The organism is Bradyrhizobium sp. S3.3.6, from assembly GCF_040546905.1.
In the GTDB taxonomy this organism is placed as follows: domain Bacteria; phylum Pseudomonadota; class Alphaproteobacteria; order Rhizobiales; family Xanthobacteraceae; genus Bradyrhizobium; species Bradyrhizobium cytisi.
In genome coordinates this window covers 133,370-150,744 of record NZ_JBEPOT010000013.1, presented here as the reverse complement: position 1 = coordinate 150,744, position 17,375 = coordinate 133,370, and the positions used below count along the sequence as shown (strand labels likewise).

At 63.6% G+C, this 17,375-nt stretch carries 16 protein-coding genes; 12 read left to right on the top strand and 4 right to left on the bottom strand.

Features of this window, described 5'->3' with window-relative positions; all coding sequences use genetic code 11:
* Positions 1-19 precede the first annotated feature (19 nt).
* The 11 genes from ABID59_RS30250 to ABID59_RS30200 all read left to right on the top strand — a co-directional run bounded on the left by ABID59_RS30250 (position 20) and on the right by ABID59_RS30200 (position 11,468).
* Positions 20-475, top strand: a complete 456-nt coding sequence (locus ABID59_RS30250) for an RbsD/FucU family protein (RefSeq protein WP_354085790.1) — start codon at positions 20-22, stop codon at positions 473-475.
* Positions 476-480: 5 nt separating this feature from the next.
* Positions 481-1,404, top strand: coding sequence for a ribokinase (rbsK, locus tag ABID59_RS30245; RefSeq protein WP_354085789.1), 924 nt, complete (start codon positions 481-483; stop codon positions 1,402-1,404).
* Between the two features lie 7 nt (positions 1,405-1,411).
* A complete protein-coding gene (locus tag ABID59_RS30240; protein ID WP_148755450.1) occupies positions 1,412-2,287 on the top strand; it encodes a carbohydrate ABC transporter permease in 876 nt (291 codons plus the stop codon).
* Positions 2,284-3,321, top strand: a complete 1,038-nt coding sequence (locus ABID59_RS30235) for a carbohydrate ABC transporter permease (RefSeq protein WP_148755449.1) — start codon at positions 2,284-2,286, stop codon at positions 3,319-3,321. Before ABID59_RS30240 ends, ABID59_RS30235 begins: the two co-directional genes overlap by 4 nt.
* 49 nt (positions 3,322-3,370) lie before the next feature.
* Positions 3,371-4,810: an extracellular solute-binding protein gene (locus ABID59_RS30230; protein ID WP_246230370.1), complete on the top strand. Its 1,440-nt coding sequence runs from the start codon at positions 3,371-3,373 to the stop codon at positions 4,808-4,810.
* An 86-nt stretch (positions 4,811-4,896) separates the two neighbouring features.
* Positions 4,897-5,988: an ABC transporter ATP-binding protein gene (locus ABID59_RS30225; RefSeq protein WP_354085788.1), complete on the top strand. Its 1,092-nt coding sequence runs from the start codon at positions 4,897-4,899 to the stop codon at positions 5,986-5,988.
* A gap of 348 nt (positions 5,989-6,336) precedes the next feature.
* Entirely contained in the window at positions 6,337-7,287 is a 951-nt protein-coding gene (locus tag ABID59_RS30220) for a PDR/VanB family oxidoreductase (protein WP_354085787.1), read from the top strand.
* A 17-nt stretch (positions 7,288-7,304) separates the two neighbouring features.
* Positions 7,305-8,645 (top strand): aromatic ring-hydroxylating dioxygenase subunit alpha, encoded by a 1,341-nt coding sequence (locus ABID59_RS30215; protein ID WP_354085786.1) that lies wholly within the window; start codon positions 7,305-7,307, stop codon positions 8,643-8,645.
* Positions 8,642-9,118, top strand: a complete 477-nt coding sequence (locus tag ABID59_RS30210) for an aromatic-ring-hydroxylating dioxygenase subunit beta (RefSeq protein WP_354085785.1) — start codon at positions 8,642-8,644, stop codon at positions 9,116-9,118. Before ABID59_RS30215 ends, ABID59_RS30210 begins: the two co-directional genes overlap by 4 nt.
* An 8-nt stretch (positions 9,119-9,126) precedes the next feature.
* Positions 9,127-10,737 (top strand): ATP-dependent acyl-CoA ligase, encoded by a 1,611-nt coding sequence (locus ABID59_RS30205; protein WP_354085784.1) that lies wholly within the window; start codon positions 9,127-9,129, stop codon positions 10,735-10,737.
* A gap of 2 nt (positions 10,738-10,739) precedes the next feature.
* On the top strand, positions 10,740-11,468 hold the full coding sequence (locus ABID59_RS30200; RefSeq protein ID WP_354085783.1) for an SDR family NAD(P)-dependent oxidoreductase: 729 nt from the start codon (positions 10,740-10,742) through the stop codon (positions 11,466-11,468).
* A gap of 4 nt (positions 11,469-11,472) precedes the next feature.
* Here ABID59_RS30200 and ABID59_RS30195 read toward each other — a convergent pair whose 3' ends face one another.
* From ABID59_RS30195 to ABID59_RS30180, 4 genes are read right to left on the bottom strand one after another with little or no spacing between them, the layout of a single operon-like run.
* A complete protein-coding gene (locus ABID59_RS30195; protein ID WP_354085782.1) occupies positions 11,473-11,955 on the bottom strand; it encodes a MarR family winged helix-turn-helix transcriptional regulator in 483 nt (160 codons plus the stop codon).
* On the bottom strand, positions 11,955-12,446 hold the full coding sequence (locus ABID59_RS30190; RefSeq protein WP_354032060.1) for a MarR family winged helix-turn-helix transcriptional regulator: 492 nt from the start codon (positions 12,444-12,446) through the stop codon (positions 11,955-11,957). Before ABID59_RS30190 ends, ABID59_RS30195 begins: the two co-directional genes overlap by 1 nt.
* Positions 12,443-14,008, bottom strand: a complete 1,566-nt coding sequence (locus ABID59_RS30185) for an indolepyruvate oxidoreductase subunit beta family protein (protein WP_354085781.1) — start codon at positions 14,006-14,008, stop codon at positions 12,443-12,445. The genes ABID59_RS30190 and ABID59_RS30185 overlap by 4 nt, the downstream gene beginning before the upstream one ends.
* A complete protein-coding gene (locus ABID59_RS30180; RefSeq protein WP_354085780.1) occupies positions 14,005-16,164 on the bottom strand; it encodes a thiamine pyrophosphate-dependent enzyme in 2,160 nt (719 codons plus the stop codon). The genes ABID59_RS30185 and ABID59_RS30180 overlap by 4 nt, the downstream gene beginning before the upstream one ends.
* Positions 16,165-16,291: 127 nt before the next feature.
* Between ABID59_RS30180 and ABID59_RS30175 the strand changes: the two genes are divergently transcribed.
* Entirely contained in the window at positions 16,292-17,305 is a 1,014-nt protein-coding gene (locus ABID59_RS30175) for a carbon-nitrogen hydrolase family protein (RefSeq protein WP_354085779.1), read from the top strand.
* Positions 17,306-17,375 lie beyond the last annotated feature (70 nt).

The window sequence follows — 17,375 nt, the reverse complement described above, 5'->3', positions numbered from 1 at the left end:
GACAAGGGAGGAACGCAACATGCTCAAGGGCATCAATCCGCTGCTCAATGCCGACGTGCTCTATGCCTTGCGCGCGATGGGGCACGGAGATCGCCTCGTGGTGTGCGATACCAATTTTCCTGCTGACTCGATCGCTCGCCAGACCGTGTTCGGCGAGCTGCTTCGCATCGACAACGTCAGCACGGCAAAGGCGATCGAAGCCATCCTCTCGGTGCTGCCGCTCGATACGTTCGTCGACGATGCCGCGATCCGCATGGAGATCGTTGGCCAGCCCCAGGAGGTGCCGCCGGTGCAGCGCGAGGTGCAGGCCGCGATCGACCGCGCCGAGGGACGCTCCTGGCCGCTGGTCGGGGTCGAGCGCCACGCCTTCTATGAAAAGGCCAAGGCGGCCTATTGCGTGATCGCCACCGGTGAGCGGCGCTTCTATGGCTGCTTCCTGTTCTCCAAGGGCGTCATCGCGCCGGACGAAGAGTGACGACCATGAGCAAGACTGGCGTCGCAGTGCTCGGCATCTTCGTTGTCGATCTGGCCTTTCGGGCCGGCAACATGCCTGCGATCGGCGAGACGATCGCTGGCTCGGGATTTGCCATGGGACCAGGCGGCAAGGGATCGAACCAGGCCGTGGCCGCTGCGCGCGCGGGCGCGGACGTGACCTTCATCTCCCGGATTGGCCGCGACGCCTTCGGCGATCTTGCCATCAAGACGTGGGAGGCCGAGGGAATTCGCCCGTGCGTGGCCAGGACTGCGGAGGCGCCAACCGGCGCCGCCTTCATCTATGTCCACGAGACACGCGGCGACAACGCCATCATCGTGGTGAGCGGAGCGGCCGACGGTCTCGGCCCTGCCGACGTCGACGCGGCCGCGGATGCGATCCGCACCAGCCGCGTCTTCGTGACCCAGCTCGAGCAACCGGTCGCCGCCGCGCAGCGCGGCCTCGAGATCGCGCGCGCTGCGGGCAGCGTCACCGTGTTCAACCCGGCACCCGCGGGCGCATTCGACGACAGCCTGTTTGCATTGTGCGACTACGTCGTTCCCAACGAGACCGAGGCGGAAGCGCTGACGGGGATCGCGGTGAGCGATCTCGCCGGCGCGCGCCGCGCCGGAGACGCGTTGCTGGCCAAGGGAGCGGGTACCGCGCTGATCACGCTCGGCGAACGCGGGGCGCTGTTTCACGGCCGAGATCGCTCGCTGCACGTGCCCCCGTTCGCCGCCGGCAAGGTGGTCGAAACTGCGGGCGCGGGCGATGCATTCGTCGGTGGCTTCGCAGCAGCGCTTGCGGGCGGCGCCGATCCACTGGAAGCGGCGCGGTTCGGGTCGGCCACGGCGGGGATTTCCGTGACGCGTGCGGGGACTGCGCCTGCCATGCCGCGGCGTGCCGAGATTGAAGCCCTGTTGAAGCGATGATCTGCTCATGATGCGGAACGATCCGATCAAGCATGTCTTCATCTGGCCGGCGGTGCTCGTCGTGCTGGCGATCTCGATCTTTCCGCTGATCTATTCGTTCACCACGAGCTTCCTCAGCTATCGCCTGATTCCGCCGATCCCGCCGCGCGTCGTGTGGCTCGGCAACTATGTTTCGCTCCTGCAAGAGCCGCGCTTCTGGAATGCGATCTTCACGACGACGATGATCGCGTTCATCGCGGTCGGTTTGCAGTACGTGATCGGGTTTGGCGTTGCGCTCGCGCTGAACGCGCGCATTCCGGGCGAACGGCTGTTTCGCGTGGCCTTGCTGCTGCCCATGCTGCTGGCCCCGGTTGCCGTCGCGCTCGTTGCTCGCATGATCTTCAATCCGACCATGGGGCCGCTCAACCAGCTTTTGTCCATGTTCGGACTGGCGAACCTGCCGTTCCTCACCAACGGACATTGGGCGCTCGCCTGCATCATTGCGGTTGAGATCTGGCAGTGGACGCCGTTCATCATCCTGATGATGCTGGCTGGCCTGCAAACACTCCCTGAAGATGTCTACGAGGCGGCCGAGCTCGAGAACGCCAGCGCCTGGCAGCAATTCTGGGGCATCACGTTCCCGATGATGCTGCCGATCTCCGCTGCGGTCGTCTTCATCCGCCTGATCGAGAGCTACAAGATCATGGACACCGTGTTCGTGATGACGGGCGGTGGACCCGGCGTGGACACCGAGACCCTGACCTTGTTCGCCTATCAGGAGGGCTTCAAGAAGTTCAATCTCGGCTATACCTCCGCGCTCAGCTTCCTGTTCCTGATCGCGATCACGATCATCGGCGTGACCTATCTGGCGCTGCTGCGGCCGCATCTGGAGAAACGCCGATGAGCGGGCAGGGCCTGACCGGACTGTCGAGCTGGAGTCGCCGCCTGGTCACGGCCGGCGTGCTCGTCTGGTGCCTGATCACGGCGTTTCCGCTCTATTGGGTGGTGGTGACGGCGTTCAAGACCCCGCCGGGCGTGGTCGGCGGCCCGACCTATATTCCGTTCGTCGACTTCACGCCGACCCTGCAGCCCTTCATCGATCTCTACCAGGGTATCCGTGGCGAGTTCTTCCGAACCTTCCTGAACTCTACGATCGTCGGTATGTCGGCGGCGGCGATCGCGACCGCGGTCGGCGCGATGGCAGCCTATGCGCTGGTGCGGTTCGAGTTCAGGGTGCGCTTCGGCGCCGGCCTGATCTTCTTCCTGCTCGCGCTCGGCGGCTATCTGCTGTTCAACAATTCGTTCGGATTCACCCGCCCGCAGGCGCTGCTGCTGGCGTTCCCGATCGCGCTTGCCGCTGCAATTTTGGCCAACCGCCTGCCGCTGCCGGGGCCGATCCTCGGCAATGAGGACATCCTGTTCTGGTTCGTCAGCCAGCGCATGTTTCCGCCGATCGTCACGGCTTTCGCGCTGTATCTGCTCTACAGCGAAATCGGCCGGCTCGGCTTCCAGCTCATCGACAGCTATGTCGGCCTGACGCTGTGCTACGTCGCGTTCTCGCTGCCGATCGTGGTCTGGCTGATGCGTGACTTCTTCGAGGCCATTCCGATCGAGGTCGAAGAAGCCGCGATGGTCGACAATGTGCCGAGCTGGCGCATCTTCCTTGGCATCGTGGTGCCGATGTCGATGAACGGGCTGCTGGCGACTTTCATGATCACGCTCGCCTTCGTCTGGAACGAGTTCCTGTTCGCGCTGTTCCTGACCAATTCCAGATGGCAGACGCTGCCTATCTTGGTGGCGGGACAGAACAGCCAGCGCGGCGACGAATGGTGGGCGATCTCGGCCGCGGCGCTCGTCGCCATCATTCCGATGATGATCATGGCGGGTCTGCTCAGCCGCATGATGCGGTCGGGCCTGCTGCTCGGAGCAATCAAATAGCAAAAACTTATGTAGGGAGGACTGGACGATGTTGCGACGGACGTTTCTGATGCTGACCACCTCGCTCGCGATGGCTTGCACCGTGAGCCAGGCGAACGCTGCCTGTAGCCCGGATTACTCCGGCGTCACCTTGACGGTGGCGTCGCAGACCGGACCGTATATCGCCTCCGCGCTCAAGCTCGGCGCGGACGAATGGACCAAGAAGACCTGCGGCAAAGTCAATGTCGTCGAGTTTCCATGGTCGGAGCTCTACCCGAAGATCGTTACATCGCTTACCGGGTCGGACGCGACGTTCGATCTGGTTAGCTTTGCGCCGGCCTGGTTGCCGGACTTTGTCTCCTTTCTCAGCGAGATGCCGAAGGAGATGCAGTCCGGCAAGGATTGGGACGATGTCGAGCCGGCCTATCGCGAGCGCCTGATGGTGTGGGAAGGCAAGATCTATTCGCAGTCGATGGACGGCGACGTCCACACCTACACCTATCGCACCGACCTGTTCAGCGATCCCAAGGAGAAGGACGCCTTCAAGGCCAAGTACGGCTATGATCTGGCACCGCCAAAGACCTGGAAGCAGTATCTCGACATCGCGGAGTTCTTCCAGCGCCCGGACAAGGGACTCTGGGGCACGGCCGAAGCCTTCCGTCGCGGCGGCCAGCAGTTCTGGTTCTTCTTCAGCCACGCGGCGGCCTATACCAACAACCCGAACTATCCGGGCGCGATGTTCTTCGATCCCGAGACGATGGATGCCCAGATCAACAATCCTGGCTGGGTGAAGGGACTCGAGGAATACATCCGGGCTTCAAAGCTTGGCCCGCCCAATGCGCTGAACTTCTCGTTCGGCGAGGTCAATGCCGCCGTGGCCGGTGGCCAAGTGGCCGAGTCGATCGGCTGGGGTGATACCGGCGTGATCGCCGCCGATCCCAAGCAATCGAAGATTTCGGGCAAGGTCGGTTCGGCGATCCTGCCGGGATCGGATGAGATCTGGAATGCCAAGACCAAGAAGTGGGACAAGTTCGCAAGCGTGTTGCCGACGCCATTCATGGCGTTCGGTGGATGGCAGATCGCGGTACCGAAGGTCGGCAAGAACCAGCAGGCGGCGTGGGATTTCGTCAAGACGCTGACGAGCCCCGAAGTGTCGGGGCAGGCGGCGATCACCGGCGGCACCGGGGTCAATCCTTACCGCAAATCGCACACGGCCAATCTGCAATTGTGGAGCAAGAATTTCTCGCCGGAAGAGGCCAAGGAATATCTCGGCGCGCAAGCGGATTCGATCAATGCCAAGAATGTCGCGCTCGACATGCGTCTGCCCGGCTATTTCTCCTACACCGAGGTCGTCGAGATCGAGCTCGGCAAGGCGCTGGCCGGCCAGACCACGCCGCAGGCCGCGCTGGACGCGGTCGCGAAGGAATGGAATCGCCTGACCGATGAGTTCGGCCGCGCGAAGCAACTGGCGGCCTATCGCGCCGCGATGGGTCTTCCACCCAAGAACTAGCTTCCCGCGGAGACTGCCCCCGGATGATGCGTAAGCATCATCCGGGCTTTGTTGGCCGTCGATATAAGGGACGGAAAAAGGAATCCATGGCGCACGTCGAGATCGAAAACGTCAGCAAGGCATATGGGCCCTACAAGATCATCGAGGGGCTCGATCTGAACGTAGCCGACGAGGAATTCGTCGTGCTTGTCGGCCCGTCCGGCTGCGGCAAGACCACGACGTTACGCATGATTGCAGGGCTGGAGGCGGTCACCAGCGGAAACATCCGCATCGGCAGCCGCGACGTGACGCAGTTGCGCCCGGGCTTGCGCAATTGTGCGATGGTGTTCCAGAACTATGCGCTCTATCCACATATGACGGTCGGGGAGAACATCGGCTACGGCATGAAGGTGCGGGGCGACTCACGCGCCAGCATCGCGAAAGCAGTCCAGGACGTGGCACGGGTTCTCGAGCTCGAGCAATATCTGGACCGCCGGCCCAAGCAGCTCTCCGGCGGACAGCGTCAGCGCGTGGCGATCGGCCGTGCCATCGTGCGCAGCCCGGACGTGTTTCTGTTCGACGAGCCATTGTCAAACCTCGACGCCAAGCTCCGCATCGAGATGCGGACCGAGATCAAGGCACTGCACCGCCGTCTCGCCAAGACGATCGTCTATGTCACGCACGACCAGGTCGAGGCGATGACCATGGCGGATCGCGTCGTGGTGATGAATCGCGGCCGGATCGAGCAGGCGGCCGACCCGATCACGATCTACGAGAAGCCCAGTAATCTCTTCGTCGCGGGATTCATGGGCGCACCCAGCATGAATTTCATCCATGGCGAGATTGCCGCTCGCGACGGCGCGCTGGTCTTCAGCGAGCCGTCGGGTACGGTGCTGAAATTGCCGAAGTCCCGCGAGGCGGCCTATGCCGGGAGCGTCGGCAAGCCGGTTGTGCTCGGCGTGCGGCCCGACCATGTGCTGCGGCAAGATGCGCCGATGGGCTCATCGATCCGCTTGATGGTGAAAGACGTGGAGCCGCTCGGGCCGCATACGCTGGTGATCGGAACCGTAGGCGCATTTCCGTTCACGGCTCAGATGCCGGTCGGTGTCGCTGCGGCGCCGGATCGCTTCATAGACGTTGCTCTTGATCTGGAGCGAACGCACCTTTTCGACAAGGTTTCAGGGAAGGCCATTTCTTAGCCTGCGGCTTTCGCGGGCGTTGCGGGTCAGGCTCCCGGTCGACACCACCAATCTGGACAGCGTCTATCCGACCAATGTGGTGCGTCGAAAAGATCTGGTTTCGATGCGCATGGCGCACAGCTGTCATGGGCTGATCAGGGGTGCCGCAAGCAACTACTGAACCAGGAAAAGGAATCCGACCAGGGATTTAGGACTGAAGGGCTCCAGGCTTTTCAATCGCTTAGGGGCAACGTGTGCAGGAACGTGTGCACCGGACTGCAATCCGGACCTGCACCCGTACTGACGATTGACAGGCAATTATTACATGTCTAAAAATATGCAAATACATATAATTTGTGAGATGCCTGAATGGACGCGCATCCGCTTAAGCTCAAGGTGAGATCGTATGCCGCGGAGACGCTGTTCATACGGAGCCTTGTGTTTGACGTGGAGGACGGCGTCGTGCCGCGATGGCAGGCGGGCGCACATATCCGCGTGGCGCTCCCGAATGGAGGAGACCGGCCGTACTCGTTGATGGCTTTGCCCGGCCGCCCTGAGGGTACGCTGGCGCTCGGGGTGCTGCGCGAGGAGGCTTCAAGCGGCGGTTCGCAATTCATGCATGCGCTGAAGATCGGCGATGTCGTGCAGGCGAGTGCGCCGGTCAACAATTTTCGTCTGCATGAGAACGCGGCGCCCGCGCTGCTGTTTGCCGGCGGCATCGGTGTCACGCCGATCCTGTCGATGGCGGCGGAGCTAACCGCCCGCGCAACTCCGTTTCGCCTGCACTATTCGGGACGCACGCAAGGGCTGTTGGCGTTCGTGCCGCATCTCCAGGAGATTTGCGCCAAGAGTCTGTCCATTCACTACGACGGTGACGAGTCCCGCCTGGACATCGCAATCGCGCTCGGCGATGCAGCCGCAAGCTCCCACATCTACGTCTGCGGTCCGGCGGGCATGATCGAAGCGGTGAGAGCGGCTGCGCTTGCCGCGAGCATTCCGGCCGACCGCATCCACTACGAGCTCTTCAAGGCGGAGCAGCCGTCCTCGCCAGACAGGCCGTTCGAGGTCGAGCTCAAATCGTCGGGGCAGGTGGTCAGCGTCGCGGCCGGTCAGACCATCATCCAGGCGCTGCAGGCGGCGGGTCTCGACGTGCTCTACGACTGCCAGCGCGGCGATTGCGGCATCTGCCAGTGCGGCGTGATCGAAGGGGTGCCCGACCATCGCGACGTCATCCTCAGCGATGACGAGAAGGCCTCCAACAAGGTCATGCAGATCTGCGTGTCACGCGCGAAATCGGAACGTCTGGTGCTGGATCTATGAGGGAGGCGAGGGACGCCATGGCGAAATACGGACGGAATGCCCACGCGGTTGCGGCGCTGGTGCGCGACGCAGAGGTGCACCGCGACGTCTATGTCGACCCCGAGGTCTTCGAGCTCGAGATGGAGCACCTGTTCCCGAACAGCTGGGTCTATGTCGGGCATGCGAGCCAGCTTGCAAAGCCCGGCGATTTCATCACCGCCAATATCGGCCGGCAGCCGGTGCTGGCGAGCCGCCACAGCGACGGCTCCATCCACGTCTTCTACAACCGCTGTCCGCACAAGGGCGTGAAGATCGCGTCCGAGCCCTGCGGCAACACCGGAAAGTTCTTCCGCTGCCCCTATCACGCCTGGTCCTTCAAGACCGATGGGTCGCTGCTCGCGATCCCGCTCAAGAAGGGCTACGAGGGCACCGGCTTTGGCGACACCCAGGCAAATGGGGGGCTGTCGAAAGTCAGGAACGTCGTGATCTATCGCGATTTCATCTTCGCGCGACTGAGCGACAACGGCGTGTCCTTCGAGGACTATTTCGGCGAGAGCCTTTCGACCATCGACAATATGGTCGACCGCTCCCCGGAGGGCAAGCTCGCCGTAGTGGCCACGCCGATCCGCTACATGCATACCTGCAATTGGAAGATGCTGGTCGAGAACCAGACTGATACCTGCCATCCGATGGTCGCGCATGAGAGCTCGGCCGGCACCGCGGTCAAGGTCTGGAAGCGCGAACAGGGCTGCTCCACGGAAACGCCGATGGCGGTCCAGCTCTACGGTCCCTTCATGAGCCCGTACGAGTTCTACGAGCAGAGCGGCATCAGGATCTGGCCGAACGGCCATGGCCACACCGGCGTCGCCAACTCCATCCATTCGAACTATTCGGATATCCCGGGCTATCTCGACCAGATGGTCGCGGCCTACGGCGACAAGCGCGCGCAAGAGATCCTCGGCGAGGTCAGGCACAACACCGTGTATTTCCCGAACATCATGGTCAAAGGCGCCGTCCAGATCCTGCGCAACTTCATCCCGATCGCGGTCGACAGGACGCTGGTCGAGAGCTGGGTCTATCGCCTGGTCGGCGCGCCCGACAAGCTCTACGAGCGCGCGCTGATGTACAACCGTTTCATCAATGCGCCGACCTCGATCGTCGGCCACGACGATCTGGAGATGTACGAGCGGGCGCAGGAAGGCCTGAAGTCCAACGGCAATCAATGGGTCAATCTCCGCCGCCTCTATGACAGCAGCGAAGAGCACGACGTCACCGCCGTCATCAACGGCACCTCCGAGCGCCAGATGCGGAACCAGTTTCATGCCTGGGCCAAGTTCATGACCATGGACATGGACAAGCACATCGAGGCCGCCGAATGATCACCGAGAAGGCGATCGCCGACCTGATCTACCGGGAGGCCGAATTTCTCGACACGATGCAATGGCAGGCCTGGCTCGATCTGTTTCACCCCCAGGGGCGTTACTGGATGCCGCTGGAATGGCAGCAGCAGGATCCAGTGCTCCAGCCGTCGCTGATGTACGAGGACCTGCTGCTGCTCAAGGTGCGGGTCGAGCGTCTCACCGGCGAGCGAACCTTCAGCCAGAAGCCGAAGAGCCGCTGCCACCATCTGCTCCAGGCGCCGCAGATCGTGGCCTGCGACACCGCTGCCGGCGTGTTCAAGGCGCGGACGTCCTACATCTACACCGAGACCCGCGGCGACATGCTGGAGCGCTATTCGGGCTGGGCGTCGCACGAATTCGTAGAGGTCGGTGACGCCCTGAAGATCAAGCTCAAGCGCGTCGATCTCGTCAATTTTGATGCGCCGTTCGGCAACATCCAGCTCTTCATGTGAGTAATGCCTTGACCGCTACAGTCTACGCCCGCTTCCGTGAAACCGCGCTGCGCCGAGGCGAGGCGGGCTTCCTCAACGTGCTGCCTGAGACGGCCGACATCTACGGCATCGCGGCAGGCGAGATCTCCTATCGCGCCATGCTCGATCGGGTCGAGCACTGGCGGTCGGCATTTGCGAGCCGAGGCTATGGCGATGGCCACCGGGTCGGGTTGCTGCTCCAGAACAGGCCTGTTTTCATCGAGCTGTGGTTTGCGCTGAACGCGCTCGGCGTCTCCGTGGTGCCGATCAATCCGGATCTGCGGCTGAGCGAGCTCGAATACATCGTCGCGCATTCCGAGATGAATGCGGCGTTCGTCCTCGCCGAGCGGCGCGGCGAGGTCGAGACCGCGGCGCATCAGGCGGGTCGACCGATCCCGGTGGTGACGGATCATGACGAGGTTCCCGTCCCCTTCGGTGGGGCGCGACCTTCGACCGTGGGAGGCGAGGCGAGCGAATGCGCGCTGCTCTACACGTCGGGGACAACAGGCCAGCCCAAGGGCTGCGTGCTCACCAACACCTATTTCCTGCATTCCGGAAACTGGTATCGCGATGTCGGTGGGCTGATTGACCTCAAGGCAGACGGCGAGCGCATGATCACGCCGCTGCCGCTGTTTCACATGAACGCGATGGCAGTGTCGCTGATGGCGATGCTGTCGGTCGGCGGCAGCCTGACCATGCTCGATCGCTTCCACCCGCGCACCTGGTGGGCTTCCGTCCGCGACAGCCGCGCCACCTGCCTGCATTATCTCGGGGTGATGCCCTCGATGCTCATGAGTGCGCCGCCTTCGGAGCAGGACCGCGCACACACCGTGCGCTTCGGCTTCGGCGCCGGCGTCGACAAGCTTCTGCATGCGCCATTCGAGCAGCGCTTCGGCTTTCCGCTGTTGGAGGCCTGGGCGATGACGGAGACCGGAAGCGGCGGCGTCATCGCGGCCAATGTCGAGCCGCGCAAGATCGGCACCAGTTGCTTCGGCCGCCCGGCGCCCGAAATCGACGTTCGTATCGTCGACGACAGCGGCAACGATGCGCCCGTGGGAATGCCGGGCGAGCTGCTGGTGCGGCGGGCCGGCGCGGATCCGCGCTACGGCTTCTTCCGCGAGTACCTGAAGAACCCGGAAGCGACCGCCGAGGCGTGGGACGGCGGCTGGTTGCATACCGGCGATATCGTGTCGCGCGATGCGGACGGCGATCTCCATTTCGTCGATCGCAAGAAGAACGTCATCCGCCGTTCCGGCGAGAACATTGCAGCAGTCGAGGTCGAGTCCGTTCTCAACCGTCATCCCGCGATCCGGCAGGCCGCGGTCGCGGCCACGCCCGATCAGGTGCGCGGCGACGAAGTTGCAGCGGTCATCATCACCGAGCAGGCCGGCGCTGATCGTGCGGTCGCCGAGGACATAGTCCGCTGGAGCCTGGAGCAGATGGCCTATTACAAGGCGCCGGGCTGGATCTGCTTCGTCGACAGCCTGCCGCTGACCGCAACCGAGAAGATCCAGCGCGCCGGGCTGAAGGATGTTGTCGCAAGGCTAATGCGCGATGGCGCCTTCTTCGACCTTCGCGACCTCAAGAAGCGGCAGGTTTGACCATGAGCGAGACCCGCACGACACTCGTCACCGGCGGCAATTCGGGGATCGGCGAGGCGCTGGCGAAAAAGCTCCTCGAGCGCGGGCAGCGCGTGGTCTCGGTCGGGCTGGAGAAGCCAACCTGGACGCATGATCTGCTCGCGGCCTATTGCGCTGATCTCTCCTCCATCGAGGCGACACGCGAGATCGCGCAAGAAATCTGCCGGGATCACGCCGTCGATCGCCTCGTGCACAATGCCGGCGTGATCCTGCCGAACCTGCTGCCGGACGCCAAGCCGGAAGACATTCTGATGCTGGCGCAGCTGCACCTGGGCGCACCGATGCTGCTGACCCAGGCCGCGCTGGAGGGGATGCGTGCGCGCCGCTTCGGACGCATCGTATTCGTCAGCTCGCGTGCTGCGATGGGCGCGGCGACGCGCTCGGCCTATTCGGCGACCAAGGCCGGCGTGCATGGCATGGCGCGGACCTGGGCGCTGGAGCTTGCCGCGAGCGGCATCACCGTGAATGTCGTCGCACCGGGGCCGATCCTGACCGACAATTTCTGGGGCATCATCCCGAAGGGCTCCGAGCAGCAGGAGCGGATGGCGCGCAATGTCCCGGTCGGGCGGCTCGGTTCGCGCGAGGATGTCGCGCACGCGATCGAGTTCTTCCTCGACGACCGCTCCGATTTCGTCACCGGCCAGGTGCTCTATGTCTGCGGCGGCACCAGCCTTGTCGGTCTCGGTCCGTAGTTCTTCAGATCTGGTTCTGGCGGATATTCTCGACCATCTTGGCCAGCACCCGCGCACAGACCTCGATGTCATCAGGCTCGATGCCTTCGATCAGCTTGTCGTAGTTGTTCGCCATGATCGGCCAGATCTTGCGCAGCAGCGCTTCGCCGTCCGGCGTCAGCCCCACGACGCGGCGGCGCTGGTCTTCCTCGGCGATCTCGCGCTTGACGAGGCCCGACGACACCATGGACTCGACCATGCGGCTCGCGGTCGACTGCTCGGTCACCGCGAGAACGGCGACCTCGTTGACCGTGAGGGTCTTGTAGATGAACAGGACCGACAGCGTCCGGAACACGACATTGTTGACGCTGTGCTCGCTCAGGTCGCGGTTCTGATCGAGGTTCCAGCGATTGGCGAGCCGGTTGAACAGATACGGGATGTAGGTTTGCAGCTGGTCCCTTGTCCTGGGCGGACCCGACTTCCATCTGCTCTTGGATTCTCTGGCCATTATCTCTTGCGACTTTGCTTCTTGGTCTCGGTATGAAGTTTTGAAGAAAGCGATTTCAGCACGGACAGCGCGCCGTCCAGCTCCCGGGCCGAAACGTTCTCGAGCCGTTTGCCGAGATGCTTCTTGTGGACGTCGGCGGCCTTCCTGAACAGCGCTTCGCCTTTCGGCGTCAGGCGCACGATGAAGGACCGCCGGTCCTCGCTCGACATCTCCCTGCTGATGAGGCCGTCGGCGAGCAGACGCTGCACCAGCCCCGAGACATTGCCGCCAGTGACCTTCAGGTTTTGCGACAATTGCCCGAGCGCGAGGCCGTCCCTGCAACGATCGAGCTGGGCCAGCACGTCGAATTTTGCGAGCGACAAGCCGAACTCGGAGTTCAGCATCGCACTCAGCGACGCGAACAGTTCGCCATGCAGCGACAGCAATTGCAGCCAGAGCCGGGTTTCAATCTGCCCAGGGACGGGAACAATGTTCTCTTTGAGTGCTGTCATGCAAAAGTCTTGATGGTCTGGATCACGCCGTCGAGCTCCTTGCCGGCGCTGTCCTTCAGCGCGGCCTCCCGCAGGCGGCGCGCCCAATCGGCGGCATCGTCGCGTCGCTCGACCAGCTTGATGGCCGCGAGCGTCCGGTCGAATTTCGACAGGCCTCTGGCGTGGGTATCGGAATAGCCTTTCACCAGGCGTCGGCATTGCAGGATCTCGACGCCGAGCTGGTAATTGGTACCGACCGCGTCGGTTGCGGCCTTGAGCCATCCGTCCCGGTGCGCCGTCTCGATGGCGTGACGCAGCGAGCGGCGGCGCAGGCCGCGCAGTCCGCCCACGACATAGAGCGCCAGGAACCAGGGCAGCGAGTAGGTCCGCACCCGGCGCCCCCGGTTGACGCGTCGATCGAGCCAGCCGAGCAGGCGCGGCCTGGTGCCAAGCCAGCGGCCAAAACCCGCGGGCAGCATGCCCATGACCTCCTCCATGCGGGGATGCATGAACTCGGTGGTCTGGAGCACTTGGCCCTGCGACATCTCGAGCTCGTTCTCGATGCGCGCGCGGCGACCGGCGCGCGTCTTGAGGTCGGCGACGCGGATGACGTCGTCATAGCTCATGGCGTTGGCAAGGTACTTTGCCGCGGCCTGCGTGAAGGCATAAGCGTGCGCGCCACCGCCGGCCTTTCGGTCGGCCGCGTGCAACGTCCTGAGGATGTCGAGATATTCGCCGCCATAGGCGACGTCCTGGAAATCGACCACCTTCCGCAAGCCCGCGCGCGCCATGGCGAGCACTGGTTCGGGCAGCTCCTGATTCAATCTTGCGACGAGACCGGCGAGATCCGGATCAGGCGTTGCGGGAGAAGCGGCGTTGTCGGCTTGTTTGGTTTGCGCCGGCGCGGCAACGTCTGCAGCGCCGGTCTTGACCCGGTCAAAGGCGGCCTCAAAAGTCTCGATGCTGGCCTTCGCGCCTTTCCCACCTGCGCGGATCACGTCGAGATAGCTGTCGCGGCTGAACGGCAGCACACCGGCCGCCGCGAGCGCGCCGAACATCGCGGCCGAAATGACGCTGCCATGCGCGATCGCCAGCGCGTTCAAGTCGAAGATGATCTCGGTCTTGGCGGCAACCCCGATGGCACCGGTGACGGCGCCATCATCGGCGATGCCGTTGCCCGGCGCGATCTTCTCGCCGATCGCAAACGACCGGTGGTTGGAGGCGATCAGCGTGGTGCGATCCGGCGTCACCAGGCCGCGCAGGATGGATCGGCCGGCCTCCATGAACTCCGCGGCCATCACCACGTCGACGTCGCCGGGTGTCGGCATCAGCGACAGGATCGGCTTGCGGCCATCGAGCGGCGGCATCGCCTCGATGTAGTAGATCGTGGCGCCGGTGCGCTGGGCGACGCCGGGCACCGAGGTCGATTGCGCGACCCAGCCGTGGTTCTCGGCGAGCTGAACGATCCAGTCGGTCAGCACGCCGCCGCCCTGGCCGCCCATCGCGACGATCGCGAGCGAGATCGGCCGCTCGGTCGCTTCACCGGCGGCAGGCAGCGCGAGCCGGACCGTCTCGTCTCTCATGCCAGCGCCTCGAGCGCGGGACGACGCCGGTCGCGCCGCCGCTGCAGCCAGCCGATCACAGTCATGGCGATCTTCGATTTGAAGCTGTCCCAGCGCGTCGGATTATGAATGACGTCGGCACGGTAGAACGAGGGGCAGAGCACGGCGGCTTCCGCGACCTCGCCGCAATTGCCGCAGCCGACGCAGGAATTGTCGATCGCCGCAACCGGATCGTCGCGCAGGGGATCGTCGAGCTGCTTCACCGACAGCGACGGGCAGCCGGAGAGCCGGATGCAGGCGTGATCGCCGGTGCAGACGTCCTCGTCGACGCCGAAGCGCTCCTTGACGGTGCGCAATCCGTCCTTGATCGCCTTGTTGATCTGCGGCTTCACGCGGCGCTGCTTGTTCAGCATGCATTCGGAGGAGGCGACGATGACCTTGGGGCCTTCGTCCTTGGTCGTCAGCGCCTCCTTCAGCGTGTCGCGCATCTTGCCGACGTCGTAGGTGCGGTCGAGCTGGCGCACCCATTGGCCGCCGATGCCCTTCACGGCCTTGACGATGGAGTTATTGGTGTCGCGCCGCTTGTTGGTCGCGCGCGACGACAGGATGTCCTGACCGCCGGTGGCCGAGGTGTAGAAATTATCGACGATGACGAACACGCCGTCATGCTTGTTGAACACGGCATTGCCGATGCCGCTGGTCAATCCGTTGTGCCAGAAGCCGCCGTCGCCCATCACCGCGATCGAGCGCTTGTCGGCCTTGACGTTGAAGGCCGAGGTCGAGGCCGGACCGAGGCCAAATCCCATGGTCGTGGCGCCGATGTTGAACGGCGGCAGGATCGAGAACAGATGACAGCCGATGTCGGCCGAGACGTGGTGCTGACCAAGCTCTTCCTCGACGAGCTTCATCGCGGCGAAGATCGGCCGCTCCGGGCAGCCGGTGCAGAGTCCGGGCGGTCGCGCCGGCACCACCTTCTTCAGCCTCTCGACCGCGGGGTGATTGAGCACGGGCGACGCATCCGGCGCCGGCGGCCGGTTGCCGAGCAGCCGCGGCTCGGTCTTCTCCAGAAACTCCCTGACGCCGCCGAGCAGGACCTGCGCGGTGTAGTCGCCGCCCATCGGCAGCACGTCCTTGCCATGGACGCGCGCCTGGATGTCCTTGCGCCGCAGCACCGTGTTGATGGCCTGCTCCAGATATTCGGGCTGGCCTTCCTCGACGATCAGGACGGCCTCCTTGCCGGCACAGAACTCCGCGACCTCGGTGTCGATCACGGGGTAGGTGACATTCATGACGTAGAGCGGGACTTGCGTGTTGCCATAGGCATCCGACAGCCCGAGATATTGCAGCGCGCGGATGACATTGTTGTACATCCCGCCCTGCATGATGATGCCGACCTTGCCCTGCGTCGGCCCCATCCACTCGTTCAGTTTATTGTCGCGGACGAATCCAACCGCCGCGGGCATCCGCGTCTTGATCTTCTCCTGCTCGTGCTCATAGGCCGCCGGCGGCAGCACGATGCGGTTGACGTCGCGCCTGGGATTGTTGAGCGCATCCTTGATCGTGTGCGCCGGCTTGACGTTGTCCTTGCAGGCGAAGCTCCCATGCATGTGACAGGCGCGGACGCGGACCTCGAGCATGACAGGCGTGTTCGAGAATTCGGAGAGCTCAAAACCCTTCTCGATCAGATTGACGATGCACTCATGATCGGGGCGGGGATCGAGCAGCCAGATCTGCGATTTCATCGCAAACGCATGCGTGCGCTCCTGCATGATCGAGGAGCCTTCGCCATAATCCTCGCCGACGATGATCATGGTGCCGCCGGTGACGCCGCCAGAGGCGAGATTGGCGAGCGCGTCCGAGGCGACGTTGGTGCCGACGGTGGATTTCCACGCCACCGCGCCGCGCAGGGGATACATCACCGACGCCGACAGCATCGCCGCCGCGGCCGCCTCGTTGGCGGAGCTCTGGAACACGACGCCGAGATCGTCGAGCACGTCCTTGGCGTCGGCGAGCACGTCCATCAGGTGCGAGATCGGCGAGCCCTGATAGCCGCCGACATAGGCGACGCCGGATTGCAGCAGCGCCTTGGTGATGGCGAGGATGCCTTCGCCGCGGAACGTGTCGCCATCGCCGAGCCGGAGATCCTCGACCTCGCGAGCAAAAGACCGTTCAGCCATTGCACCCTCCAGAAATATGCGATAGCATACGTTTACATGTGAAGTAAGTCAACGCCGCGCCATGCTATCACGCTTGCGGGCTTCTGCTCCGACAAGGCGGTCATGAGCCGGCGACAGGGTAGGGCCAATGCTGAAGCTGCCTCGCTTTAGAGCTGCTGCCGTCCAGGCTTCACCTGTCTATCTCAACCCGGGTGCGACAGCCGACAAGGCGGCATCACTGGTCCGTGAAGCCGCAACCAATGGCGCGAAGCTCGTCGCGTTCCCCGAGGTGTTCGTTCCCGGCTATCCCTACTGGAACTGGATCACCGATCCCGTCACCGGCAGCGCATGGTTCGAGAAGCTCGCCAAGGCATCGGTGCTGGTGCCGGGTCCGGAGATCGATGTCGTCCGCAAAGCGGCGCGCGATTGCGCCTGCTACGTCGTGCTCGGCGTCAACGAGCGCAGCCCGTTGTCGCTGGGCGCGATCTACAATACAATGGTGTTCATCGGGCCGGATGGCGCGTTGCTTGGCAAGCACCGCAAGCTGGTCCCGACCTGGGCAGAGAAGCTGACCTGGACCGGCGGTGATGGATCGAGCCTGCGCGTCTATGATACCGAGATCGGGCGACTGGGAGGCCTTGCCTGCGGCGAGAACACCAACACGCTCGCGCGCTTTGCGCTGTTGGGTCAGGGTGAGCTCGTGCATGTCGCCAGCTACATCTCGCTTCCCGTCGCGCCTCCCGACTACGACATGGCGGAGGCGATCAAGTTGCGCGCGATTGCGCATTCCTTTGAAGGCAAGATTTTTACGATCGTCTCCTGCTCGACCGTGTCGGAGGAGATCATCAAGGCGATGGAGACCGTTGTCCCCGACGCACGTGCGCGTTTGCAGCGGAAGTCGAGTGCCTTCTCCGGCATCATCGGGCCGGATGGCCGCGTGGTCGGCGATGCCCTGATCGACGACGAAGGCATCATCTATGCCGACATCGACTTGGAGCGCTGTATCCAGCCGAAGCAGATGCATGACATCGTCGGGCACTACAACCGGTTCGACATTTTTGACCTGCGGGTCAACCGGCGTCCGCTGGCGCCGCTGGACCTCGCCGATGGTGATGCCATCGAGCAGGCGAGCTTCGCGTCGATACCACCCAAATCGGAATGATGGGGATGGTTGTTGGGAATGGTAGCACCACAAACTCGTCATGCCCGGGCTTGTCCCGGGCATCCACGTT

What these genes read in the sequence shown, in the direction of transcription:
- ABID59_RS30240 (WP_148755450.1), top strand. Translation starts at nt 1,412, where the DNA reads ATGATGCGGAACGATCCGATCAAGCATGTCTTCATCTGGCCGGCGGTG.
- ABID59_RS30200 (WP_354085783.1), top strand. Translation starts at nt 10,740, where the DNA reads ATGAGCGAGACCCGCACGACACTCGTCACCGGCGGCAATTCGGGGATC.
- ABID59_RS30195 (WP_354085782.1), bottom strand. Translation starts at nt 11,955, where the DNA reads ATGGCCAGAGAATCCAAGAGCAGATGGAAGTCGGGTCCGCCCAGGACA.
- ABID59_RS30225 (WP_354085788.1), top strand. Translation starts at nt 4,897, where the DNA reads ATGGCGCACGTCGAGATCGAAAACGTCAGCAAGGCATATGGGCCCTAC.
- ABID59_RS30235 (WP_148755449.1), top strand. Translation starts at nt 2,284, where the DNA reads ATGAGCGGGCAGGGCCTGACCGGACTGTCGAGCTGGAGTCGCCGCCTG.
- ABID59_RS30190 (WP_354032060.1), bottom strand. Translation starts at nt 12,446, where the DNA reads ATGACAGCACTCAAAGAGAACATTGTTCCCGTCCCTGGGCAGATTGAA.
- ABID59_RS30230 (WP_246230370.1), top strand. Translation starts at nt 3,371, where the DNA reads ATGCTGACCACCTCGCTCGCGATGGCTTGCACCGTGAGCCAGGCGAAC.
- ABID59_RS30175 (WP_354085779.1), top strand. Translation starts at nt 16,292, where the DNA reads ATGCTGAAGCTGCCTCGCTTTAGAGCTGCTGCCGTCCAGGCTTCACCT.
- ABID59_RS30180 (WP_354085780.1), bottom strand. Translation starts at nt 16,164, where the DNA reads ATGGCTGAACGGTCTTTTGCTCGCGAGGTCGAGGATCTCCGGCTCGGC.
- ABID59_RS30185 (WP_354085781.1), bottom strand. Translation starts at nt 14,008, where the DNA reads ATGAGAGACGAGACGGTCCGGCTCGCGCTGCCTGCCGCCGGTGAAGCG.
- rbsK (WP_354085789.1), top strand. Translation starts at nt 481, where the DNA reads ATGAGCAAGACTGGCGTCGCAGTGCTCGGCATCTTCGTTGTCGATCTG.
- ABID59_RS30215 (WP_354085786.1), top strand. Translation starts at nt 7,305, where the DNA reads ATGGCGAAATACGGACGGAATGCCCACGCGGTTGCGGCGCTGGTGCGC.
- ABID59_RS30250 (WP_354085790.1), top strand. Translation starts at nt 20, where the DNA reads ATGCTCAAGGGCATCAATCCGCTGCTCAATGCCGACGTGCTCTATGCC.
- ABID59_RS30210 (WP_354085785.1), top strand. Translation starts at nt 8,642, where the DNA reads ATGATCACCGAGAAGGCGATCGCCGACCTGATCTACCGGGAGGCCGAA.
- ABID59_RS30220 (WP_354085787.1), top strand. Translation starts at nt 6,337, where the DNA reads ATGGACGCGCATCCGCTTAAGCTCAAGGTGAGATCGTATGCCGCGGAG.